This is a genomic window from Brevibacillus brevis, assembly GCF_031583145.1.
Classification (GTDB): domain Bacteria; phylum Bacillota; class Bacilli; order Brevibacillales; family Brevibacillaceae; genus Brevibacillus; species Brevibacillus brevis_E.
In genome coordinates, this window is sequence record NZ_CP134050.1 from 1,441,986 (window position 1) to 1,462,187 (window position 20,202).

Genomic DNA, 20,202 nt, shown 5'->3' on the forward strand with positions numbered 1-20,202 from the left:
CCGCTGCGCGGATACTTTGCTGACGGTGCTTCGCGAGCAATTGGACCTCACCGGGGCGAAACCGGGCTGCGAGAACGGGGATTGTGGAGCATGCACCATCATTATCGATCAGATGCCGCAAAAATCGTGCCTGGTGTTGGCCGTGGAGTGCGAAGGCAAAAAGATCACGACGGTGGAAGGACTTCAAAATGCTCCGATTCAACAAGCTTTTCTTAAGAAGTGGGCGTTTCAGTGTGGCTACTGCACACCCGGCTTCATCATGAACTGTCACGCTTTGATCGAAACACATCCTCATGCAAACGAGCTAGAGGTGGAAAATTGGCTGCAATCCAATATTTGCCGATGCACCAGCTACCAGGAAATGAAGGAAGCTGTACGGTCTGTCCTTTCGGGGGAGCAGCTTTGAAAATTTGCCCAACATGCAGACGAGGTGACATTCTTTGCTCAGAATTGTGTATGTGAATGAACAGGGAGAACAGGTGGTAGAAAACGTACAAGAGTCAGGCGTGTACTTTAAAGAAAAGCTGGGGGAATATTCTTCAGAAAGATTTCCCGTCGGAAACTGCCGTATCATCAAGCAAGCCGATACGACGTGCAAGACCATTCAAGAACTCCTGAAAAATGGCGAGAAGTTTATCGTCACCAAAATAGATACAGATGGAGATGGTGACGAAGGAGTCTATACATCGTTATCAAATGAAGACATCATGAGGATTCAAGAGGCTGTCGCGCATGCAAAATAAGCAGTCGAGCCCATTCTCGACTGCTTTCTTTTTTGATTCGCCAGGATGGGTAATTGTGGAAATGTCTTTCTGCGGTAGCTTATGATAAAGAAAAGGCGGTATGTTTCGCCTGTATGGTTGGGGGGAAACGGGTAGTGGACGATCTCTTGAATACCGCTGTCGGAATATTCTTTTTCATGGTCGTGAAGTACACCTTCTCCCATGAAAAAAACTCCTGGAAATACAAAGTGGTCGAGTACGCGTCCATCAATCTGCTTGTGTTCGTTTTTCGCTCGATCGGGCGATTATTGGGGCTATGAATCACTTCATCTCCCGTGGAGGAGGAGACGGCTTTGCCTGATGTTATCCAGCTTGGACCCGTTTTGGTCAAAATGAGCGTGCTCGCGGTTGCAGTGGCGATCGTACTCGCCTTTGCAGCCGTTTCTCTGCGGCTGCGCCGCCAACCAATGCGCAGAAGGACGGTACTGGAGACGGCAAGCAGCAGTCTCTTGGTCGCCTTTTTGGTTTGGAAATTCAGCTACGCCCTGTTTTATCCTGCGAAAGTGATCGCACAGCCTGTCGTATTGCTTTATTTCAACGGTGGAGATCGCGGGTTTTGGCTGGCTCTGCTGGCGGCGCTCGCCTACTTGAGGGTCCGGGCAAGAAAAGGGGAAGTGCCCGCCCTGGTCTGGACAGACGCCATCGCGATCGGAGGTTTGACTGGCTGGGGGGCATGGCACGCGTTCACATGGGGGGTGGAAGGGCAAGAGGGAGCGTACTATCTTCAGCAGACTGCGATCGCCATTGTTTTCCTGCTGCCTGTGATTCGGAAAGGGAATCGCACAGCAGATGCAGCTTCCTGGCTGCAGCTGGTGGCCTGGTTTGGCGTCAGCCAGATGTATGCGGGATTCTTTTCACCCGACTACTTGCCGGTGGCGGCAGGGTTGTCCAAAGCGCAGGTGCTGTACGCTTTCGTTTCGCTCCTCATGGTGATCCTGGCGGGCCGCTCTCAATCCGTGCAGGAAAGGGAAAAACATGGCATCGACGAACCACTTGAAAGGACGCCGCCGGCCCGATCATGGAGATGGAGACAAAGAAATGCTATCCTTGCCGTAGCGGCTCTCGCCTGCTTGCTCGGCTGGGGAGCTTTCACGCAAGGAACCATACCCGTCCGGCCGGCAACGCAGACAGTGGGCATCCAAAAAGGGGACCTCGCCCCGGAAATCGACTTGCAGACGCTGGAGGGGAAACCGCTGAAGCTCTCCGACCTGCGTGGCAAGATCGTGATTCTCAACCTGTGGGCGACGTGGTGCCCGCCGTGCCGGGCCGAGATGCCGGATATGCAGGACTTTTACGAAGCAAACAAAGAAAAGGGCGTCGCGATTCTCTCGGTAAATCTGACTTCAACGGAAAAAAGCGCGCAGGATGTGGCCGCATTCGTACGGGATCACGGAATCGCGTTTCCTGTCGTGCTGGATGTCGACAAACAGGCGGCGAGGCAGTACCTGGCGATCTCCATTCCAACCAGCTACGTGATCGACAGCAGCGGCGTGATCCGGGAGAAATGGATCGGCCCGATGGATCTGGCGCAAATGGAAAAGCTGGTTTCCGCAGCGGAGTAGCGGAAGAGGGCATTCCGTCGGCATATTCCCCCTCCTTTTCCGCATACTAACACGGAAAAGGAGGAGGGAAATGGTGGAATTCCATTACACGGTGCAGTCGAACAAGTCGGTGGAGGAAGTCATCCAGGCGCTGGATACCCAGCTGAAGCGCGAGCAGTTCGGCATCCTGTGGCAATTGGATCTGACTCAAAAGCTGAGGGATAAGGGGATCGAGGACTACACGCGGCCTTTTCACATATTGGAGGTATGCAATCCGCACCAGGCGGCGAAGGTTCTGAGCCGCAATGAGCTGGTCGGTTACTTTTTGCCCTGCAAGATCGTAGTCTACGCGGATCAAAGCCACGTGCACATCGGATTGCCCAGGCCGACCGCGCTCATCGGGTTTTTAAACAGCACCGAGCTGTCCGAGATCGCGGAGGAAATCGAAAAAACGCTGATTCGCGTCATCGAACAGTCCAAATGAACACCGGGACGAACAAGAAACAACCGACAGCCATCGATCCACGCGGGCTGTCGGTTGTTTTCCAGTCGCAAGCGAAGGCCTCACCTGTTTACAGTGGTGGTAAGCACAAAGCGGAAGCTCTGTTTCGCTGTCCCGCTGTCAGCCGTTCGGGCTCCCCTCGGGCTGCTTGGCGCCGTTCTTTTTCTCCAGCGGGAGAAATTTGTTCATGATTCCAAAGATTCGTTTGGACTCTTTGGTCATCAGCGGTCCCAAAATAGCCAGGATGAGCACGTAAAGCGCTGCGAAAGGCTGGAGAATTTCCATGAGTGCCCCGGCTTTTCCCAGATTGGCCATGATGATGGAAAACTCACCGCGAGAGACAATCGTCAGTCCGATGTTGGTGGAGGCTTTGGCTGGCAGTCCTGCGCTTCTTCCGGCGAGCAGTCCGGCGACGACGTTGCCGAAGATGGTGACGATCACCGCTGCGATGGAGAGCCACACAGCACCTCCCAGCGACAGAGGGTCGATGGTCAGGCCGAAGCTGAAGAAGAACATGGCGCCGAAGAAATCACGAAACGGCAGGATCATGTGCTCGATTCGTTTCATGTGCTGGGTTTCCGCCAGCACGAGCCCCACCAGCAAGGCACCGATTGCTTCCGCGACATGGATCGTCTCGGAAAAGCCCGCAATCAGGAACAGGGCGGAAAAGACAGTGATCATAAATACTTCATTCGACTTGATATTCAAGACGCGATTGAGGAGAGGTACGGCTTTGCGCCCCACGATGATGATGAGCAGCATGTAGCCGAGTGCGATCAAGGCAGAGCTGAGGACACCCATGAGGGAGGTTGCTCCGCTCAGGACGAGGCCTGACACGATGGAGATGTAGACGGCCAGAAATATGTCTTCGAACATGATGATCCCCAGGATCATCTCTGTTTCGCGATTGGCTGTACGTTTGAGGTCGACCAGCACTTTGGCGACGATGGCGCTGGAGGAAATGGTGGTGATGCCTGCAATGATCAGGACTTCTTTCAGAGGAAAGCCTGCGGCAAAGCCGAACAACAGACCCAGGGTAAAGTTGATGACGATGTAAATCGTGCCGCCGATGGCAATGGATCGGCCGGCTTTGATCAGACGGCCGACGGAGAATTCGAGACCCAGATAAAACAAGAGGAAAAGCACGCCGACACGGCCCATGAACTCAATGAGTGGTTGGCTTTGGATAAAACGCAGATCAAACAGCCCAATGTCGGGAGCATGGGGCCCCACGACCATCCCGACAAGGATGTAGAAGGGAACAATGGAGAATTTCAATTTCACGGAGAGGAAGCCGGCAAGCGCGATCAACGCGAGAGCGAGACCGACTTCGAAGACGATGTGCTCCAATTCACTCACCCCCTGTGCTAAGTGTGGATTTTAGCGCTTTCACCTGCTTTCGTTCGCCGGCAACGACCAGCGTAGCCCCTGCCGAGAGAACATAGTCCGGACCTGGATTGATGGTTTGCCGATGGTCCTTTTCGATGATGGCGATGATTGTCGCGCCCGTTTCCTGACGGATGTTCAACTCGCCGATGGTTTTGCCGATGCAGCTGGATGTGGAATCGAGTTTGTACCATTCGATGATCAGCTTATCCAAGGCCACTTCCACTGTTTCCAGCGCCGACGGCTTATACGTGAGGCCGCCCACAATCGCGGAGATTTGCCTGGCTTCGTCGTCGTCGAGGGTCACCATGGAAATGGTCTCGTCCGGATCATCCTTGTCAAAGTGGAAAAGCTCTCTTCGTCCGTCATCGTGAATGATGATGACCAGTTTGTCTCCACCCCTTGTTTCTACCTGGTACTTTCTGCCGATTCCCGGCAAATCTGATTCTCTGATCGAGAACATGCGAAACCTCCTTTAGCCGTGTGTCTGTCCACAGTCCGGAAAATTTGGAATGATCTCCATTCCGATGTTATTTTCGGAATGTCCTCCTCATCAAAGATTTACTTCCTGACAGAAGTATTACGATATAATTATATACTAATGACGACATAAAAGCTCGAAAATGAAACATTTATATAAAAAATTGACACAAGTTTAAGGTGAGAAAACGATGGCAAACAAACAATATCGCCTGAACGAAGCAGAATGGCGTTTTATTCAGGAAATGCGCGGAATGGATATGGAGGGAATTCTGGACATAGTGATCGCCCTCCGCTCCGAGGCCAGGGAGCTGGAAAAGAAGGCGGAGCTCGTCCGACAGATGAAGAGGGACAACTGGGAGAAGGAACAGGAAGGGCTGCAAAAACGGGTGGACCAGCTCCGGCTGTTTGAGGAGGAGCTGCGCAATACGTGGCCGCAGGAGTAAGTAGGAGGGAGTGGAAGCCTCAAATGCTGGAGGCTTCCTTTCGTTTGCCGACCCGTACGGAAAAAATATCTTCATGGAGCAGACTTTCTGGACGCTCTTCTGATGAAATTTCAGGAAATGACATATTTCCTGTCACGGATCCCGCCTCAGCCGGATCATCCTTAGTGAGAACAGATTGATGAGGTGAATGGTTTGAATGACATCGAAATACTCCCGACCACGCTTGCCAAGAGCCGGGAAGCCACCTGGAAGTGGCTGATGCAGCAGTACGGGGAGAATGTCTTCCATCTGCTCTGTCTGACTGTCAAGGATCGGGCAGCGGCAGAGGATCTGACGCAGGAAGTGTTTATCAAGGCGTATCGCAGCCTGCACACCTATCGCGGAGAAGGAGAGATCAAGCATTGGCTGTTTAAAATTGCCATGAACGAAGCCAAAAAGCACTTCCGTTCCTGGTCGTTCCGCCACATGTGGACCACGGTGGACGAGCGTTTGTCCAGCCTCTTGGACCGGCACGCAAAAGACAGCGTGGAAGAGGAAGTGGAAAACAGGCTGAATCGCGAAGACACGTTGCAAATGATCATGACCCTGATGCCCATGTATCGCCAGGTGCTGATGCTGCATTACTACGAGGATTTTTCAATCAAGGAAATCGCTGAAATCCTCTCGGTGTCCCAGGAAGTCGTACGGACCAGATTGCATCGGGCGAGACAGCAGCTGAGGAAGATCATGACGAGGGAGGAAGGACGATGAGGGAGGAGCGCCAGATGAAGGAGTTCATGGAATCAGTCAAGGGGCACATCCGGGAAAGCTATCCGTTTGACCTGGCTGCGCTGGAGGAAAAAACGACGAAGAAGCTGCATAGGCGGGCTCGAAGGCCGAAATGGGGCAAAATGGCGTGGCCGGCCGCCATGGCCGTTTCCATTGCCGTCTTGTTTTGCATCGGAGATCCGCTCCACCTGCGCGGCGGACTGGTCGATAAGAGTGGCTCCGCCCAGGCGTCTGCAGCATTCGAATGGGTGCAGCCTGACATGGGTTTTTCCCAAGCCCTGCGAAGCGGATACCCGATTCTTCCCGCTGTGAAGATGGAGCAAAACGGCTACGTGGTCGAAATCAAGGATGCAATGGTGGATCCGAAGCGAATCACGTACACCATGCTGGTATCGGGAGAAAGAATGGAGGAGATCGCCAGGGAAAAGGATGGAGAGAAGCAAGCTGACTTCCTGTACGGGCAGCTCTCTACCTCTCTCGGCGGCATCAGCAAAACGGGACGCGTATCACCGGATTGGAGGCTGATCGACGGCTCCCACTATCTCATACTCAAGGCGGAGTTCAGGCTGGGCAGCGGGATGGAAACGGCTTTGCAGCAACCGAACCCGGTTCTTCCGGTGCAACTCGTGAAGCGATCGAACCAGGGAACGGAAGTGCTTGCGGAAATACCCCTGACGCTTCCGGAGGATCTGGCCTCCGCAAGAAAAAGCATACAGCCGGCAGCCAAAAACGAGGCTGAGCTGGGGGGGCAGGACCTCCTTCGGGGCCTCGAAGTGAACCGGATCGACCTGTACCCGACCATGATGAGTGTGCAGCTGCAGGCGCAAACAAAGAACGGCTATGTGCTTCGCAGTCTGTCCAATCCCCGCCTGGTCGATCAGGATGGAAAGGAGTACTCGCCGTCAAGCCTTGACCCTTCCTTGCAACGAAAAGGGAGCGATTCGGCGGAGTACCAGCTGGATTTGATTCCTTCCTTGTACTTTGAAGCCCCTCCAAAAAAGCTGGCGCTGAAGTTCGATGGCGCTACTGTTTCTACGGTGAAAACGGGGAGCTTTTCGTTGAAGCGGGAGGGGACATTTCCGATGGAGGCACCGTTTGGAAACAAAATGGGCAAAATCCTCCGGGTGTACTATGAAAACCAAAAGCTGCATGTAGCGATGCCTGGTGAGGCGTTGACCGAGGAGACCGAGCTTACAGTAGACGGAGTAGTAGCCGACAGCGAGGTCTTTGAAAATGGTGCCTTTATCCGCACCTTTCCCGTCCCGCCAAAAGAGGTATATCTCATCGACACGAAAAGAAACGACGAACAGGAAATCAGGATGGATGGGCTTGTCCCTATACTTGACGGGAACTAAACGAAAAAGGAGACTCTTCGTAGCGCCGAAAGGGACCTCGATCAAGGTCATCGTGGAGAACAAAGAGCTTTCGGATGAACTGGTTATCACGGTGAAGTAGCAAAAAAGACTGTTGGCAGCCTTAGGTTGCCAGCAGTCTTTTCTTTGTACAGATAGGAATTATAAAATTCCTATCCAGTATAAGGGCAACATAGCGAGACTTCGAACACAGTGAGAGAGCGAGACTTGTGCCCTTTGGGTACCGCGGCTCCGCCAAAAGGCATGGCGTAGCCAGGTTTTCTAAGATGGTGAATCAAGAATCAAGCCGTAATCGGCTCGGAATCCGCTTTCGCTTTTTCGGGATGGAACTCGTCCTCCTGCTTGGCGATCACGACGGCTGCGACGCCGTTTCCGATCAGGTTGGTGATCGCGCGCGCTTCCGACATGAAGCGGTCTACGCCCAGCAGCAGCGCGATGCCCTCGACCGGAATCATCGGGAACGCCGCCAGCGTCGCTGCCAGTGTGATGAATCCGGAACCGGTCACGCCCGCTGCGCCTTTGGATGTGATCATCAAAATGCCGAGCAGCGTCAGCTGTTGCCAGATGCTCAGATCGACCCCGTAGGCTTGGGCGATAAACATCGCGGCCATGGAGAGGTAGATCGAGGTGCCGTCGAGGTTGAACGAGTAGCCGGTCGGTACGACCAGACCGACGACAGATTTGGAGCAGCCGTACTTCTCCAGGCGAGCCATCATGCGAGGCAGGGCGGACTCGGATGACGAGGTGCCCAGAACCAGCAGGATTTCTTCGCGGATGTACGAAATGAACGAGAAAATGCTGAATTTGTAGTAGCGGGCGATGCTGCCCAATACGAGAACGATAAACAGGAACATCGTGATGTACACGGCGGTCATCAGCAGGCCGAGCCTGGAGAGCGAGCCGATCCCGAATTTGCCGATCGTGTAGGACATCGCGCCAAACGCGGCGATCGGGGATACTTTCATGATCATGTTCACGACGCCGAAGAAACCGTGGGCCAGCTTGTCAAACAGCTTGATGACGGGCTGGGACGCTTGCCCCATCGCTGCGAGCGAGAGGCCGAACAGGACAGCGAAGAACAGAATCGGCAGCAGCTCGCCTTTGGCCATTGCGCCGACCACGTTGTCCGGAATGATGCCGACGACGAAGTCGATGAAGCCGTGATTGCTCTCTGCGGCAGCCTTTGTGTATTGCGTGACGTCGCCGCCGGTCAGGCCGGTCTTGTCGAAGCCCGACCCGGGTTTGATCAGGTTGACGACCAAGAGGCCGATCGCCAAGGCAATCGTGGTAACGATTTCAAAATAGAGCAGAGCCTTTCCGCCGATTTTCCCTACCTTTTTCATGTCGCCCATCCCGGCTATGCCGTTCACGACAGTAAAGAAGACGATCGGCGGGATGACCATCTTGATCAGTTTGACAAACACATCCGCCAACACTTTCAGTTCTGCCCCGAATTTGGGAGCGAAATGTCCGACGATAATCCCCAGAATAATGGCAATGACCACTTGCACGGTCAAATTCTTGAAGTTGATCCGCATGTGACCTCGTCCTTTCTCTTTTTATGTGAAAGCGCTTCACCTGTCATAGTTGGCATTGTATAGAATGGACGGGCTCTTTGATAGAATACGGTCATATTGGTTGTTTTGGTCGTTTTGGTCTTGCCAAAAATGGGAGGATTGTCCCACGGATTTCCAAGAGAAAAATGTCCGCATTGACATACTCTCGACATGAACCTTAGGTAAAGTAATACATGTACATAGCACGTACGTAAGCAAAATGACAACCGGGAGAATGGAGGATTTAGCGTGTTGAAAAAACAGTATCTGGCGATTGCATCTGCTCTGGTCCTGACAGTTGGTCTGCTTCCGTCAACAACCGATGCGAAAGTAGGCAGCCAAAATCTGAAAGCAAGCTACAACAATATCAAAGTACTTTATAACGGCAGCCAGGTTTCCACTACGATCGAGCCATTCATCGTAAACGGAACCACCTACATCCCTCTTCGCATGATGGCGGATGTTTTCAACAAAAACATCGCGTGGAACGGCACGACCTACACGATCAACGTCAGCGACAAGGCTGACACCAACTACGAATCCCAGCTGGCAGCGAAAGATGCGCAAATCAAGACGCTCCAGGACAAAATCGACAGTCTGAATGCGAAAATCGACGATCTGAACGACGAGCTGGATGATGCGGATAAAGACAATGACGACGTCGATGACGATCTGGCGGATCTCGAGGATTACCTGAATGACGAGTTCAGCGATTATGACGATTTCGAAGATCTGGACTTCACTGTAGATGGCGATGAGGACGAAGTGGAAGTCGAAATTGCTATCGATGTGGAAGCTTACGAAGACGAGTACGACGATCTTTCCAAGAGCGACCTCGAAGATTTGGTCATTGACGTAGTGGAAGCCGTTTGGGATGAATTCGGTGATGATGTAGATGTAAAAGGCACGATCGTTGACAGTAGCGACGACGATGATGAGATCTACGATTTCGAAGGCGATCCAGACGACGAAGCAATCTACCTGGACGACAAAGAAATCAACTAACACCTGCCAAAAAAGCCTTGCTCCCTATCAAACGGGAAAGCAAGGCTTTTTTCCTATTTCCAAAAAGAGCAAATCCAAATATAAAAAGAAAGAGGTAAACTGATAGTATAGAATGAGAGAAGAGCGATGCGAGAGAAGTGATCGCGAATGGGGAAATGATGATATGTCTATTAGTCGGAGACGTCTTCCATGAAAAGAATCCTATTAGTAGAAGATGAGCTCGTAATTTCGCGGGTACTCAAGGCCTATTTGCAAAAAGAGAATTACGAAGTCTGGCAGGCGGCGGATGGACGCGAGGCGCTGCAGATGTTCGATGAAAAAAAGCCGGATCTGGTGCTGCTGGATGTCATGCTGCCGGAGCACAACGGTTGGGAAGTGCTGCAGTACATACGGGAAAAGAGCGCCTGTCCCGTCATCATGATCACGGCCCTGGGGCAGACGAATCAAAAGCTGCAAGGATTGAATCAAGGGGCCGACGACTACATTACCAAGCCGTTCGAGGCGGAAGAGGTCGTCGCGCGGGTGAATGCCGTATTGAGGAGGTCCGCCATCCTCATTAAAGACCAGGAGACGCGTATCTACGGCAGCCTGAAAATCAACTTTCAGTCGCACAATGTTACCCTGCATGGCCTCGAGCTGCTGTTCCATCCGCGAGACTTGTCCTTGCTGCTGTTTCTGGCGCAAAACCCGAACCAGACCTTCACCCGGGATCAGCTGATCGACCAAGTGTGGGGAATGGACTACGGAGGCAGTGATCGGGCAGTCGACCTGGCGATCAAGCGAATCCGCAAAACGCTGGAAAACTGGCCACCGTCCGAAGGGGAAATCAAGACGCTGCGAGGGGTGGGGTATCAGTTCTGTGTTTACAAAAAATAGCGAACCCGTCTCTCTTCTCCGCTACTGGACCGTCCGTTACCTGATCACGCTCTGCTGTGGCCTGATCATTATCGGGGTCGTGTCGGCTTACTGGATCAAATACGCGGCGACCGAAAAGCAGCTGGAAGTAACCAGGCTGTTTGCTGAAGAGGTGGCGGATCGAGTCGTCGACGACAACGGGCATGTGCTCGTGGGCGACACGCTGCGCCAGGTGTTGGACAATCGGCGCAAATTCATGGGCGTCGACCGGAATCTGCTGCTGTTCGTGCAAAACCAGCATGGCGAGCTGATCTACAGCAGACCGGGACAGCTGCCGCCTTTGCTCCAGCAGGACCTGCCTCAGCTTTTGCGAAATGCCGAGCAGGCAGACAAGCTGAAGCAGCGGAACGGCGACGTGCTGTATGTAGTCAAAAAAGATTTGGAGTATGGGGACAAGGTGTTGGGTAAGGTGATCCTGCTCTTCCCGGAAACGGACATCAAGGTCGGGAAGGAAGAGCTGCAGTACCTCGTGATCATGCTCGGGAGCCTGGGCGTGCTGGGCTGGGCGGTCATTTACTACCATTCCCGCAAGCTGTCCGAGCCGATTCAGGATGTCGTGACAGCAGCCAGACAGATCGTGGAGGGCAATTACGACGTAGCCGTGAACAAACAGATCAAGGAGCGGGAAATCCACGAATTGGTCTACACCTTCAAAGAGATGGCGGATCGGCTGCGCCAACTGGAAAGCATCCGCACAGAGCTGCTGGCCGGGGTGACGCATGAATTGAAAACGCCGGTGACTTCGATCAGCGCACTCGTTCAGGCGATCAATGACGAGGTCGTATCCGGGGAGGAAGCTCGGGAGTTCCTGGAGATTTGTCTGAAGGAAACCAAGCGCTTGCAAAAAATGGTAGAAGATTTGCTCGATTTCAACTCATTTGCAGTCGGGGCCATCGCGGTTGCCTCCGAAGAGCAAAATTTGAACAAGCTCGTCCGGGAAATCGCCTCTCAATGGAAAATCGTGCAGGACTCCGATGGGGCTACGCTCTACACCAATATTCCGGAGAAACAGACGACCATTCTGGTGGACCCGGGGCGCGTCCAGCAAATCTTGATCAACCTGCTCAACAATGCCCGCCAGGCGATCGGCGAAGGGGGCAAAATCGAGCTCGAGCTTTACGAAACGGCTTCCGATTTGAGAATCGATGTGAAGGATAATGGGCAGGGCATTCCGGAGGAGGAGCAGTCGCTGATCTTTGAGCGTTTCTTTCGGGGCAGCAACAAGAAGGATAAAGTGCGGGGCTTGGGGCTGGGTCTGTCCTATTCCAGGATGATCGCCAAAACGCTGGGAGGGGACTTGATTCTCAAGGAAAGCTCGACAGCAGGGTCCACATTCACTTTTATCTTGCCGAAATCGATAGCCGAACAGAAGGCCTGCTCCTGACAGCTAAACTGTCGGGGAGCAGGCCTTTTGTATGCGTGGATGCGAGGCTGGATCGGCTTAGCTCTCGCTGCTGGCGGAGGCTTGCGCGCTGGTTTGCCCGCACGCGGAAAGCCATTGGTGGAACTTATTAAGCGCCAGCTTCTCATCCAGCGCCTGCCGTGCCAGGGAAATGCCGTCTTCCAGCGAGCCGGCATTTCGGGTGACCCACAGCCGCAGGCCGCTGTTCAGAATCACCATGTTGCGATAAGCGGGATCCGCTTCGCCTTGCAGGACTGCTTCCGCCGTTTGCCACTGCAGCTCGGGAGTCCAGGAAGTCTCGGGCACGTCCGTTTGCAGATCCAACGAAGCGGGATCGATCAGGAAGGAGTGAAAATCCCCGTTTTCCACGATCAAGGCCCGGGTAGGCTTGGCCACGGTCACATCTTCCGAGCCTTCCATTCCCTGCACGACGATCCCTTTCTCGACGCCCAGACGCAGAAGGAGCTGGGCGACTTTTTCAAATACCGTGCCGTGGTAGACTCCGACAGCCATGTACGGCGCGTCGGTGGGGCGCATCAGCTTCTCCACGGTGTTGAACAGCGTCCGGACACCGATTTCCAGCCGCAGCGGACGCATCTTTTGCAAAGCCGGGCAGCGTTCTTCCGTAGGGACGAACATGACCCCGGATTGCGCTGCGGCAAACTGCAGCCGTTCGCTGGCGGAGCGGTGCACGGCGATTCCCTTCACCTGCAGCACATCATAGAGAGTGTTCCCCCACTTGGGCGGCAAGCTGGGGCTGCTGTGAAGCGTGACGGGAAGTCCGCAAGCGGCCAGCACGAAGGCAGAGGGGAAGGTGGCCATGAAAGAGGCGCGTCTTCCATCGTAGGGTCCGGCGCAGTCGATGCTGTTCGGAAAAGACAGGGAAGCGGCCGTTTCCCGATAGACATCGACGAATGCGACGATCTCGTCGGCAGATTCCATTTTGATCCGCTCGGCCATGAGGAAGGCCCCCATCTGGGCCGGAGTGGCCGTGCCATCGCGGAACATTTCGGCGGCCTGAACCGCTTGCTCATACTCAAGGTCCTTCGCTCCGCGTTTGCCGCGGCCCACTTCTTTTAACAATTCAAACATTTTGCTCTTCACCTCTCCCGGATCAGTCGGTAGACCTGGACGATGGATCTGGCTACTTCCGCCATTATTTTTTCGTTCATCCTGATTCCATTATATAGGCGAGTCCTTCGTTCTGGAAAGTGTGCGTGACGGATGGCCGGGTGCAGGCGCCTGATTTCGGATGCGTGCGGACATACGATGTGGAGGTCGTCGGGGGGGAAGTGTTCATCCTCATCCCGACGACGTGCTGGTTGGCAGGTAGAAACCCGCCTGCGGGTGTTCCGCGAGAGCTTCACTGTCCTTGGTGGAGCTCTTTGATTTTCTCCATGAGCGCCTGCCCGATGCTGGGGGCGAATTTGTCGTAGACAGGCTGCAGCGCCTTGCGCCAGGCTTCCCGTTGTTCCTCGGTCTGCTCGTGAATCTGCATGGTCCCGAGCTCCTTCAGCTTTTCAAACTGGCTTTGGTTCATGGACACGGCAAGCTCGTTGTTGAATTTGGTCGCCTCTGCTAGCGCCTCCTCGATCGCCTTTTGGATGTCGGCGGGAAGCTGGTTCCAAAAGGTTTGATTCATGATGACGACATAGCCCAAATAGTTGTGGTTGCTGACCGTCATGTGCGACTGGACCTGATACAGCCGTTTGGTGTAGACGTTGGAAATGGTGTTTTCCTCGCCGTCGACCTCGCCGGACTCGAGCATCCGGTACAGGTCGTTGAAGTAGGAGCCGACGGGCAGGGCACGGAGCGTCCGAAACTGCTCGTCCAGCACTTTGCTCGGGATAATGCGGATCCGCTGTCCTTTGAAATCTTCCGGCATGATAATGGGGCGGTTGGAGGTGATCTGCTTGAAGCCGTTTGCCCAAAATGCCATTCCTTTCATGTTGGACTGATCCAGGGTAGCGAACAGCATTTTCCCGATATCCCCGTAAAAGACGCGCTCCACGTCTTGCTGATCGCGAAAGACGTAAGGCAGCTCCAATACGGCCCACTGTGGAATCGTGTCGGACAGGTATGAATAGGCGGGCGCGATCATCTGGATTTCCCCGTTCACCAGGGCGGGAATTTCCGTTTTTTCGCTGTGCAGGATGCCGTTTGGAAACACCTGAACCTCGACGCGGTCGTTCGTCTTTTCCTTTACGAGCTGGGCGAATCGGTTGACCGCGAGCCCCTTCGGCGTATTTTCCGCGACGACGTGGCTGAATTTGATGATGATGCGCTCGGAAAGATGCTCCTGTTCTTCGTCGTAACCCCATTTCGCGAACGACAGATCTTGCCCGAAGCCGATCGCCAAGGCACTGACGAGGCCGAGCAGCACGAACAGGGCGATGCTCGCAAAAGATTTCATTCGGGACACCCGCCTGTCATCAGTTGATTTGCTGGGAGTACTGTAACAAAATATAGAATAGCAAGCAATCATCGTTGGAAGGAAGAGCCTGTTGTTTAAACGCCTGAAAATTAAGTGGAAGATCATGCTGCTGTCCGTTGGCATCGTCCTGTTTTCCCTGCTGATCGGCGGTTTGATCATCGTAGGCGGGATCATTCGCATGACAGAGACGCAGCTGGGCCAACGCCTGATGACCACCGCCCGCACCGTGGCGGAAATTCCGCTCGTCCAAAAAAGCATCCAGGAGCCCGATGGCTGGACGACGATCAATCAGACGGCCCGCAGGCTGCGTATCGTCAACGATGTGACGTACATCGTGGTGCTGAACAAAGACCGCGTCCGGTACTCCGATCCCCTGGACGAGCGTATCGGCACGGTTTTTCGTGATCAGGCGGTAGAGGCGGCGTACGGGGAGCATTCGTACCTGCAAAAAGTGAAGGGCGAGCTGGGTACCGCTCTGCGTGCCTATGTCCCGATCATGGACGACCAGCATCAGCAGGTGGGAGTCGTGGTCGTCGGGAGGGTCATGCCCGGTATTTGGGAGATCATGAAGGGGGAGCGCGGCAATATTGCCATTACGTTCTTTCTCTCCCTGCTGTTTGGAGTATGGGGCTCCTATCAGCTGGCCCGCCACATGAAGAAGCAGATGTTCGATCTGGAGCCGGAGGAGATCGCCCGGATCCTCGTGGAGCGGACGGCCACCTTTCACGCGATGCACGAAGGGGTCATCGCCATCGACAACCAGGAGCGGATCACCATTTTCAACGACCGGGCCAAGCAAATTTTCGGCATCGACGAGGATGTGGAGGTGCTCGGAAAACCGATCCGCTCGGTGCTTCGCGATACGAGACTGCCGGAAGTATTGGAGCAGCAAAAAAACTTCACAAACACCGAGATTCACGTCGGGAATACGCTGCTCTGGTCCAACCGTTTTTTGATCAAGGTCGAAAACAAGGTCGTAGGGGCCTTGGCCATATTCCAGGACCGCACCGAGGTGACCCGGATGGCCGAGGAGCTCACGGGGGTCAAGGAATTCGTAGGGGCGCTGCGCGTGCAAAACCATGAGCACATGAACAAGCTGCACACGATCGCGGGGCTGCTCCAGCTCCAGCAGCATGAAAAGGCCCTCGCCTATCTGTTTGAGGTAAACGATCAGCAGGAAGAGCTGACGTCCTTTTTGACGGCCCGGATCGCCGACGAAAACGTGTCCGGCCTGCTGCTTGGCAAAGTAAGCCGCGGAAGGGAGCTGGGCATCCGTGTGACCATTGACCGGATGAGCCATCTGGAGCGGTTTCCTCCCTATATGGATCACCACAGCTTCGTGCTCATACTCGGCAATCTGATCGAAAACGCTTTCGACTCGCTGGAAAAAAGCGGTCGGCCCGACAAGGAAGTCACGATCAGCATCGAGCAGGACAGCGAGATCTGTTCGCTTCTGGTCGAAGACAACGGGATCGGGATGGACGAAGAGACGCGGTCACGCATGCTGGAGCGCGGCTTCTCGACCAAGGAAAGGGAGCATCGGGGCATTGGGCTGTACCTCGTCAACCAACAGGTCAAAAAGGGAAGAGGCGAGCTGGTCTGCCGTTCCCGTCCCGAGGAGGGAGCCAGCTTTCTGATCTCGTTTTCCATGAAGGAGGTGGATGAATAATGGACAAGGAGCTCATCCGGGTCGTCGTCATCGAGGACGATCCGATGGTGCAGGAAATCAACACGCAGTTTATCGAACGCATCCCGGGCTTCCAGGTCGTGGGGGTGGCAGCGAACGGCGCCGAAGGGGTCAAGCTGGTCCGAACGCTCGCGCCCGACCTGGTGGTGATGGACGTATTCATGCCCGTGCAGGACGGGATCCAGGCGCTGATCGATCTGCGCTCCACCGATCAGGCCGTTGATGTCCTCGTGATCACTGCCGCCAAGGACAAGCCGACGATCCAGGCCATGCTGCGCAACGGAGCGGTGGATTACATCATCAAGCCGTTCCAGTTCGACCGGATCAAGCAATCGCTGGAGTCGTACCGCCTTTATCGGCAGCAGCTCGCTATGGGCGAGGAAGCGTCGCAGGAAGAGGTGGACCGACTGCTGTTCCGCAGGTCTCAAGATCACGCAGGAGGGACTGGAGGCCAAAGCCGGGAAATGGAGCCGTTGCCGAAAGGGCTGCATGCGGTTACACTGGAGCAAATCGAGCGGCATCTGGAAAATGAAAAACAGTCGCTGTCGGCTGAGGAAGTGGCGGAACGCGTCGGGATCGCCCGCGTGACAGCCAGACGCTATCTGGATTACCTGGAGAAGGTAGGAAAGGTGCGGCTCGATATCAGCTACGGCGGGATCGGGAGACCGACCAACCGCTACATGCGAGTTTCTCAAAAATAATCGGGAGGTGGGCATCCGGATGATCGACTATGAAGCCATTCTCGGCTCGCTGTTCGATATCGTCCATGTCACGGACGCCGAGGGCAGGACGCTTTATTGCTCGAGCGGGTACAGGGAATACTTCGGGATCGACCCCGAGGAGATGATCGGCAAGCCCATCGAGGATTTTTACCATCGTGGCTATTTTTCCCCCACGATCACGATGCGGGTCATCCGCGACAAGAAAAAGGTGCAGACGATTCAGACGACCGGGCAAAGCCGCAAGCTGTTCGTGGAAGGGACCCCGATCTGGGACAAGGATGGAAACTTCAGCGGGGTCGTCAACACCTCGATCGATATCACCGATCAGGAAAAGCTGCACCAGGAGCTGAATGAAATCAAGTACATCGGGACACTTTACCAAAGTGAAATCACCAAGGAAAGGGGCAGGCAAAAGGGAAGCGCTACCCTCGTCTACCGGAGCCCTTCCATGCAGCAAGTCGCGGCCATGGCGGAAAAGCTGGCGCAGGTGGAATCGTCCATGATCCTCCTCGGGGAGTCCGGAGTCGGCAAGGGCGTGCTCGCCAAGTACATTCACGAGTGCAGCCCGCGGACGGACAAGCCGTTTGTGCATATCAACTGCGGGGCGATCCCGGAAACGCTCCTGGAGTCGGAGCTGTTCGGCTATGAAAAAGGGGCCTTCACGGGAGCGGACAAAGACGGCAAGTCCGGGCTGATCGAAAAGGCGAATGGAGGCACGCTGTTTTTGGACGAGATCGGGGAGATGCCCCCGGGACTGCAGGTGAAGCTCCTGACCGTGCTGCAGGAAAAGACGATCACGCCTGTCGGCAGCTCCGTTCCGCGAAAAGTGGACGTGAAGCTGATTACGGCAACGAACAAAAACCTGCGGCAGATGGTAAAGGAAGGGAAATTTCGCGAAGACCTGTATTACCGGATTCACGTCGTGCCGCTGGAAATCCCTCCGCTTCGCGAACGCAGGGAGGAGATCCCGCTGCTCGTTCACTACTTTCTGGAGGTCTTCTGCGAGAGATACAGCCTGCGGCGCCAGCTCAGCGAATCCTGTTACCGCATCCTTGAGGAGTACGATTGGCCGGGCAATGTCCGCGAGCTGGAAAACGTAGTGGAGCGTCTCGTCGTGACTTCGCACGAGGAGCTGATCACTCCCGCCCAGATCCCGCGCTACATTCACAGTCAAGAGAGCAGCGAAACAAGCGGGGTAAAGGTAGAGAGGGTCATGCAGATGCAGGAAGCGATGGAAGAAGTGGAGCGGCAGCTTTTGCAGCGTGCCTTCGAACTCCACAAGACCACCACCAAAGTAGCGGAAGTACTCGGGATCAGCCAGCCTTCCGCGAGCCGAAAGCTGCGCAAATGGGTATTCTCTCGTGAATAAGTTGTATTCATGGAGGAATAGCGGAGAGTCTCGGGGACGCCGGGATCGTTGCGAATGTTTATGCAAAGCTGAATAACACGGGTCGCCCAGTTCACCGTATGCCAGTTGGCATCGTTTTTGCAAAATTGGAACAGGAAACAGAAACTGAAAACTCGTACAGGGGGCACACATCATGAAAAAGCGGGTCACCGTCCTGATTGGTTCCTTGCTCGTCGCGGCAGGCTTGCTTACGGTCGGCAGCGAAACGGCAAGCGGCTTCTCTCCGGTGAATTCCGGCTCACAACAGGCCAAGCCGGCCACCTTTTCTCCCGCATTGTCCGGGAAGACAGTCAACAGCCAGCAAGTACTTCGTCTGAACATGGAGGAACCGGCCACACTGGACCCGACCTTTGCAGAAGACACGGTGTCGGGTACTGTCATTCGGGCGATCTACGACGGACTCACCCGTCTGGATGAAAACGGGAACCCGGTAGGCTCGCTCGCATCCGATATGAAGCTCTCCGCGGACAAACTCACTTATACCTTTACCCTGCGCGACGCCAAGTGGTCGAATGGCGATCCGGTCACGGCGCACGACTTCGAATTCGCCTGGAAGCACGCTCTGGACCCGAAGACGGGCTCTCCGGTCTCGTACCAATACTACGTGATCAAAAACGGGCAGGCCTTCACGTCAGGCAAGGCCAAAGAGGAGGAGGTCGGGGTGAAGGCGCTTGACGACAAGACACTGCGGGTCACCCTGGAGCACCCGACGCCGTTTTTTCCGACGTTGGCCTCTTTCCTCCCTCCCATCAACAAAAGGGTGGCAATGGCCAATCCGAAATGGGCGAGCGATCCGAAGACGCTGGTCAGCAACGGTCCGTTCAAATTGGAGACGTGGGAGCATAAAAATAAAATCGTCCTGGCGAAGAGCGAGTCGTATTGGGATAAAGAGGCTGTCAAGCTGGACCGCATCGAGTTTTCGATGATCGCAGATACCAACACCGAGCTGTCCATGTTCCAGCACGGTGATCTGGATTGGGCGGGCGGGCCGATCAGCGGGCTGCCGGTAGATGCAGTCGTCCCGTTGAAAGAAGAGGGCAAGCTGATGACCAAGCCGAAAGCCACATCCTACTACATTCGGTTCAACACTGAGCGGCCGCCGTTCACGAACGTCAAAATCCGCAAAGCGTTTGCCTACGCCATCAACCGCCGGGAGATCGCGGACCATATCGGGCAAGCAGGACAGACTCCCTTGATGGGAATCACACCGATCACCGCAAGTCTGCGGCCGGAAGGCTTTTTCGCCGACAACCAGCCGCAGGAGGCCAAGAGGCTGCTGGCGGAAGGCATGAAAGAGCTGGGGATCACGAAAATGCCGGAGATCACGTACCTGTACAACACGTCGGATCGCAACAGGGCGATCGCGGAGACTCTCCAGGCGAAGTGGAAAAACGTGCTGGGCGTCGATGTCAAGCTGGTCAACAAGGAAACCAAAGTGTATCTGGCCGACCAGGAACAGGGCAATTTCTCTATCACCCGTTCGAGCTGGACCGCCGATTACAACGATCCGGTCAACTTTCTGCAGAAGTTCGTCGAGAAGTACAGCTCTTCCAACATTACACGTTGGCACCATCCAAGATACGCCGAGCTGATCCGGCGTTCCTGCGCGGAGCCGGATCCGGAAAAAAGAAAACAACTCCTGTTGGAAGCCGAGACGCTATTGATGGAGGAAATGCCCCTTACCGGGATATTCAGCGACGTGAATGCCTGGGTGCAAAACGACAAGCTAAAAGGCGTGCGGATCGATCCGCTCAGCAAAATCGATTTCAAGTGGGCCTACAAGGAATAAGAGGAG

At 54.7% G+C, this 20,202-nt stretch carries 19 protein-coding genes and 1 pseudogene; 15 read left to right on the forward strand and 5 right to left on the reverse strand.

Going from position 1 to position 20,202, the window contains the following annotated elements; translation table 11 throughout:
- Position 1 precedes the first annotated feature (1 nt).
- The 5 genes and pseudogenes from RGB73_RS07365 to RGB73_RS07385 all read left to right on the forward strand — a co-directional run.
- Positions 2 to 406: pseudogene (locus RGB73_RS07365) on the forward strand ((2Fe-2S)-binding protein); the annotation flags it as partial.
- A 34-nt stretch (positions 407 to 440) separates the two neighbouring features.
- Positions 441 to 743 (forward strand): hypothetical protein, encoded by a 303-nt coding sequence (locus RGB73_RS07370; RefSeq protein ID WP_310770533.1) that lies wholly within the window; start codon positions 441 to 443, stop codon positions 741 to 743.
- Between the two features lie 134 nt (positions 744 to 877).
- On the forward strand, positions 878 to 1,042 hold the full coding sequence (locus RGB73_RS07375) for a hypothetical protein (RefSeq protein WP_310770535.1): 165 nt from the start codon (positions 878 to 880) through the stop codon (positions 1,040 to 1,042).
- Between the two features lie 33 nt (positions 1,043 to 1,075).
- On the forward strand, positions 1,076 to 2,344 hold the full coding sequence (locus RGB73_RS07380; protein WP_310770537.1) for a peroxiredoxin family protein: 1,269 nt from the start codon (positions 1,076 to 1,078) through the stop codon (positions 2,342 to 2,344).
- A gap of 70 nt (positions 2,345 to 2,414) precedes the next feature.
- Positions 2,415 to 2,807 (forward strand): DUF302 domain-containing protein, encoded by a 393-nt coding sequence (locus tag RGB73_RS07385; protein WP_310770539.1) that lies wholly within the window; start codon positions 2,415 to 2,417, stop codon positions 2,805 to 2,807.
- A 138-nt stretch (positions 2,808 to 2,945) separates the two neighbouring features.
- On the opposite strand, the gene RGB73_RS07390 is transcribed toward RGB73_RS07385, so the two are convergent.
- Positions 2,946 to 4,175 carry a cation:proton antiporter gene (locus RGB73_RS07390; RefSeq protein ID WP_310770541.1) on the reverse strand — a complete coding sequence of 410 codons (1,230 nt, stop codon included), beginning with the start codon at positions 4,173 to 4,175 and terminating at the stop codon, positions 2,946 to 2,948.
- A gap of 1 nt (position 4,176) precedes the next feature.
- On the reverse strand, positions 4,177 to 4,674 hold the full coding sequence (locus RGB73_RS07395; protein ID WP_310770543.1) for a cation:proton antiporter regulatory subunit: 498 nt from the start codon (positions 4,672 to 4,674) through the stop codon (positions 4,177 to 4,179).
- A gap of 208 nt (positions 4,675 to 4,882) precedes the next feature.
- Here RGB73_RS07395 and RGB73_RS07400 point away from each other — a divergent pair, with 208 nt between their 5' ends.
- The 3 genes from RGB73_RS07400 to RGB73_RS07410 all read left to right on the forward strand — a co-directional run bounded on the left by RGB73_RS07400 (position 4,883) and on the right by RGB73_RS07410 (position 7,260).
- Positions 4,883 to 5,137: a hypothetical protein gene (locus tag RGB73_RS07400; protein WP_310770545.1), complete on the forward strand. Its 255-nt coding sequence runs from the start codon at positions 4,883 to 4,885 to the stop codon at positions 5,135 to 5,137.
- 183 nt (positions 5,138 to 5,320) lie between these two features.
- Positions 5,321 to 5,887 (forward strand): sigma-70 family RNA polymerase sigma factor, encoded by a 567-nt coding sequence (locus RGB73_RS07405; protein ID WP_310770547.1) that lies wholly within the window; start codon positions 5,321 to 5,323, stop codon positions 5,885 to 5,887.
- 14 nt (positions 5,888 to 5,901) lie between these two features.
- Positions 5,902 to 7,260, forward strand: coding sequence for a hypothetical protein (locus tag RGB73_RS07410; protein ID WP_310770549.1), 1,359 nt, complete (start codon positions 5,902 to 5,904; stop codon positions 7,258 to 7,260).
- A gap of 299 nt (positions 7,261 to 7,559) precedes the next feature.
- Here the strand turns inward: RGB73_RS07410 and RGB73_RS07415 are convergent, their stop codons facing one another.
- Positions 7,560 to 8,816 (reverse strand): dicarboxylate/amino acid:cation symporter, encoded by a 1,257-nt coding sequence (locus RGB73_RS07415; protein WP_310770550.1) that lies wholly within the window; start codon positions 8,814 to 8,816, stop codon positions 7,560 to 7,562.
- Positions 8,817 to 9,083: 267 nt separating this feature from the next.
- On the opposite strand from RGB73_RS07415, the gene RGB73_RS07420 reads away from it, so the two are divergent.
- From RGB73_RS07420 to RGB73_RS07430, 3 genes are all read left to right on the forward strand, one after another.
- Entirely contained in the window at positions 9,084 to 9,839 is a 756-nt protein-coding gene (locus tag RGB73_RS07420) for a stalk domain-containing protein (protein WP_310770552.1), read from the forward strand.
- A gap of 189 nt (positions 9,840 to 10,028) precedes the next feature.
- The gene (locus tag RGB73_RS07425) at positions 10,029 to 10,715 is read left to right on the forward strand and encodes a response regulator transcription factor (RefSeq protein WP_310770554.1); all 687 of its coding nucleotides are present in this window, start codon (positions 10,029 to 10,031) and stop codon (positions 10,713 to 10,715) included.
- Positions 10,699 to 12,138: a HAMP domain-containing sensor histidine kinase gene (locus RGB73_RS07430; RefSeq protein ID WP_310770557.1), complete on the forward strand. Its 1,440-nt coding sequence runs from the start codon at positions 10,699 to 10,701 to the stop codon at positions 12,136 to 12,138. Before RGB73_RS07425 ends, RGB73_RS07430 begins: the two co-directional genes overlap by 17 nt.
- A 57-nt stretch (positions 12,139 to 12,195) precedes the next feature.
- Here the strand turns inward: RGB73_RS07430 and RGB73_RS07435 are convergent, their stop codons facing one another.
- On the reverse strand, positions 12,196 to 13,248 hold the full coding sequence (locus RGB73_RS07435; RefSeq protein WP_310770559.1) for an anthranilate phosphoribosyltransferase: 1,053 nt from the start codon (positions 13,246 to 13,248) through the stop codon (positions 12,196 to 12,198).
- A 271-nt stretch (positions 13,249 to 13,519) separates the two neighbouring features.
- A complete protein-coding gene (locus RGB73_RS07440) occupies positions 13,520 to 14,569 on the reverse strand; it encodes a DctP family TRAP transporter solute-binding subunit (RefSeq protein WP_310770560.1) in 1,050 nt (349 codons plus the stop codon).
- A 124-nt stretch (positions 14,570 to 14,693) separates the two neighbouring features.
- On the opposite strand from RGB73_RS07440, the gene RGB73_RS07445 reads away from it, so the two are divergent.
- The 4 genes from RGB73_RS07445 to RGB73_RS07460 all read left to right on the forward strand — a co-directional run bounded on the left by RGB73_RS07445 (position 14,694) and on the right by RGB73_RS07460 (position 20,196).
- On the forward strand, positions 14,694 to 16,259 hold the full coding sequence (locus RGB73_RS07445; RefSeq protein ID WP_310774177.1) for an ATP-binding protein: 1,566 nt from the start codon (positions 14,694 to 14,696) through the stop codon (positions 16,257 to 16,259).
- Entirely contained in the window at positions 16,259 to 16,978 is a 720-nt protein-coding gene (locus tag RGB73_RS07450; protein ID WP_310770562.1) for a response regulator, read from the forward strand. The genes RGB73_RS07445 and RGB73_RS07450 overlap by 1 nt, the downstream gene beginning before the upstream one ends.
- Positions 16,979 to 16,997: 19 nt before the next feature.
- Complete coding sequence (locus tag RGB73_RS07455) at positions 16,998 to 18,368, forward strand: sigma-54 interaction domain-containing protein (protein ID WP_310770564.1); 1,371 nt, start codon at positions 16,998 to 17,000, stop codon at positions 18,366 to 18,368.
- Positions 18,369 to 18,540: 172 nt separating this feature from the next.
- Entirely contained in the window at positions 18,541 to 20,196 is a 1,656-nt protein-coding gene (locus RGB73_RS07460) for a peptide ABC transporter substrate-binding protein (protein WP_310770566.1), read from the forward strand.
- Positions 20,197 to 20,202: the final 6 nt, after the last annotated feature.

Coding starts and splice junctions, on each gene's coding strand:
- RGB73_RS07445 (WP_310774177.1), top strand. CDS start 14,694: ATGCTGCTGTCCGTTGGCATCGTCCTGTTTTCCCTGCTGATCGGCGGT.
- RGB73_RS07395 (WP_310770543.1), bottom strand. CDS start 4,674: ATGTTCTCGATCAGAGAATCAGATTTGCCGGGAATCGGCAGAAAGTAC.
- RGB73_RS07410 (WP_310770549.1), top strand. CDS start 5,902: ATGAAGGAGTTCATGGAATCAGTCAAGGGGCACATCCGGGAAAGCTAT.
- RGB73_RS07435 (WP_310770559.1), bottom strand. CDS start 13,248: ATGTTTGAATTGTTAAAAGAAGTGGGCCGCGGCAAACGCGGAGCGAAG.
- RGB73_RS07455 (WP_310770564.1), top strand. CDS start 16,998: ATGATCGACTATGAAGCCATTCTCGGCTCGCTGTTCGATATCGTCCAT.
- RGB73_RS07425 (WP_310770554.1), top strand. CDS start 10,029: ATGAAAAGAATCCTATTAGTAGAAGATGAGCTCGTAATTTCGCGGGTA.
- RGB73_RS07415 (WP_310770550.1), bottom strand. CDS start 8,816: ATGCGGATCAACTTCAAGAATTTGACCGTGCAAGTGGTCATTGCCATT.
- RGB73_RS07460 (WP_310770566.1), top strand. CDS start 18,541: ATGAAAAAGCGGGTCACCGTCCTGATTGGTTCCTTGCTCGTCGCGGCA.
- RGB73_RS07400 (WP_310770545.1), top strand. CDS start 4,883: ATGGCAAACAAACAATATCGCCTGAACGAAGCAGAATGGCGTTTTATT.
- RGB73_RS07385 (WP_310770539.1), top strand. CDS start 2,415: ATGGTGGAATTCCATTACACGGTGCAGTCGAACAAGTCGGTGGAGGAA.
- RGB73_RS07450 (WP_310770562.1), top strand. CDS start 16,259: ATGGACAAGGAGCTCATCCGGGTCGTCGTCATCGAGGACGATCCGATG.
- RGB73_RS07440 (WP_310770560.1), bottom strand. CDS start 14,569: ATGAAATCTTTTGCGAGCATCGCCCTGTTCGTGCTGCTCGGCCTCGTC.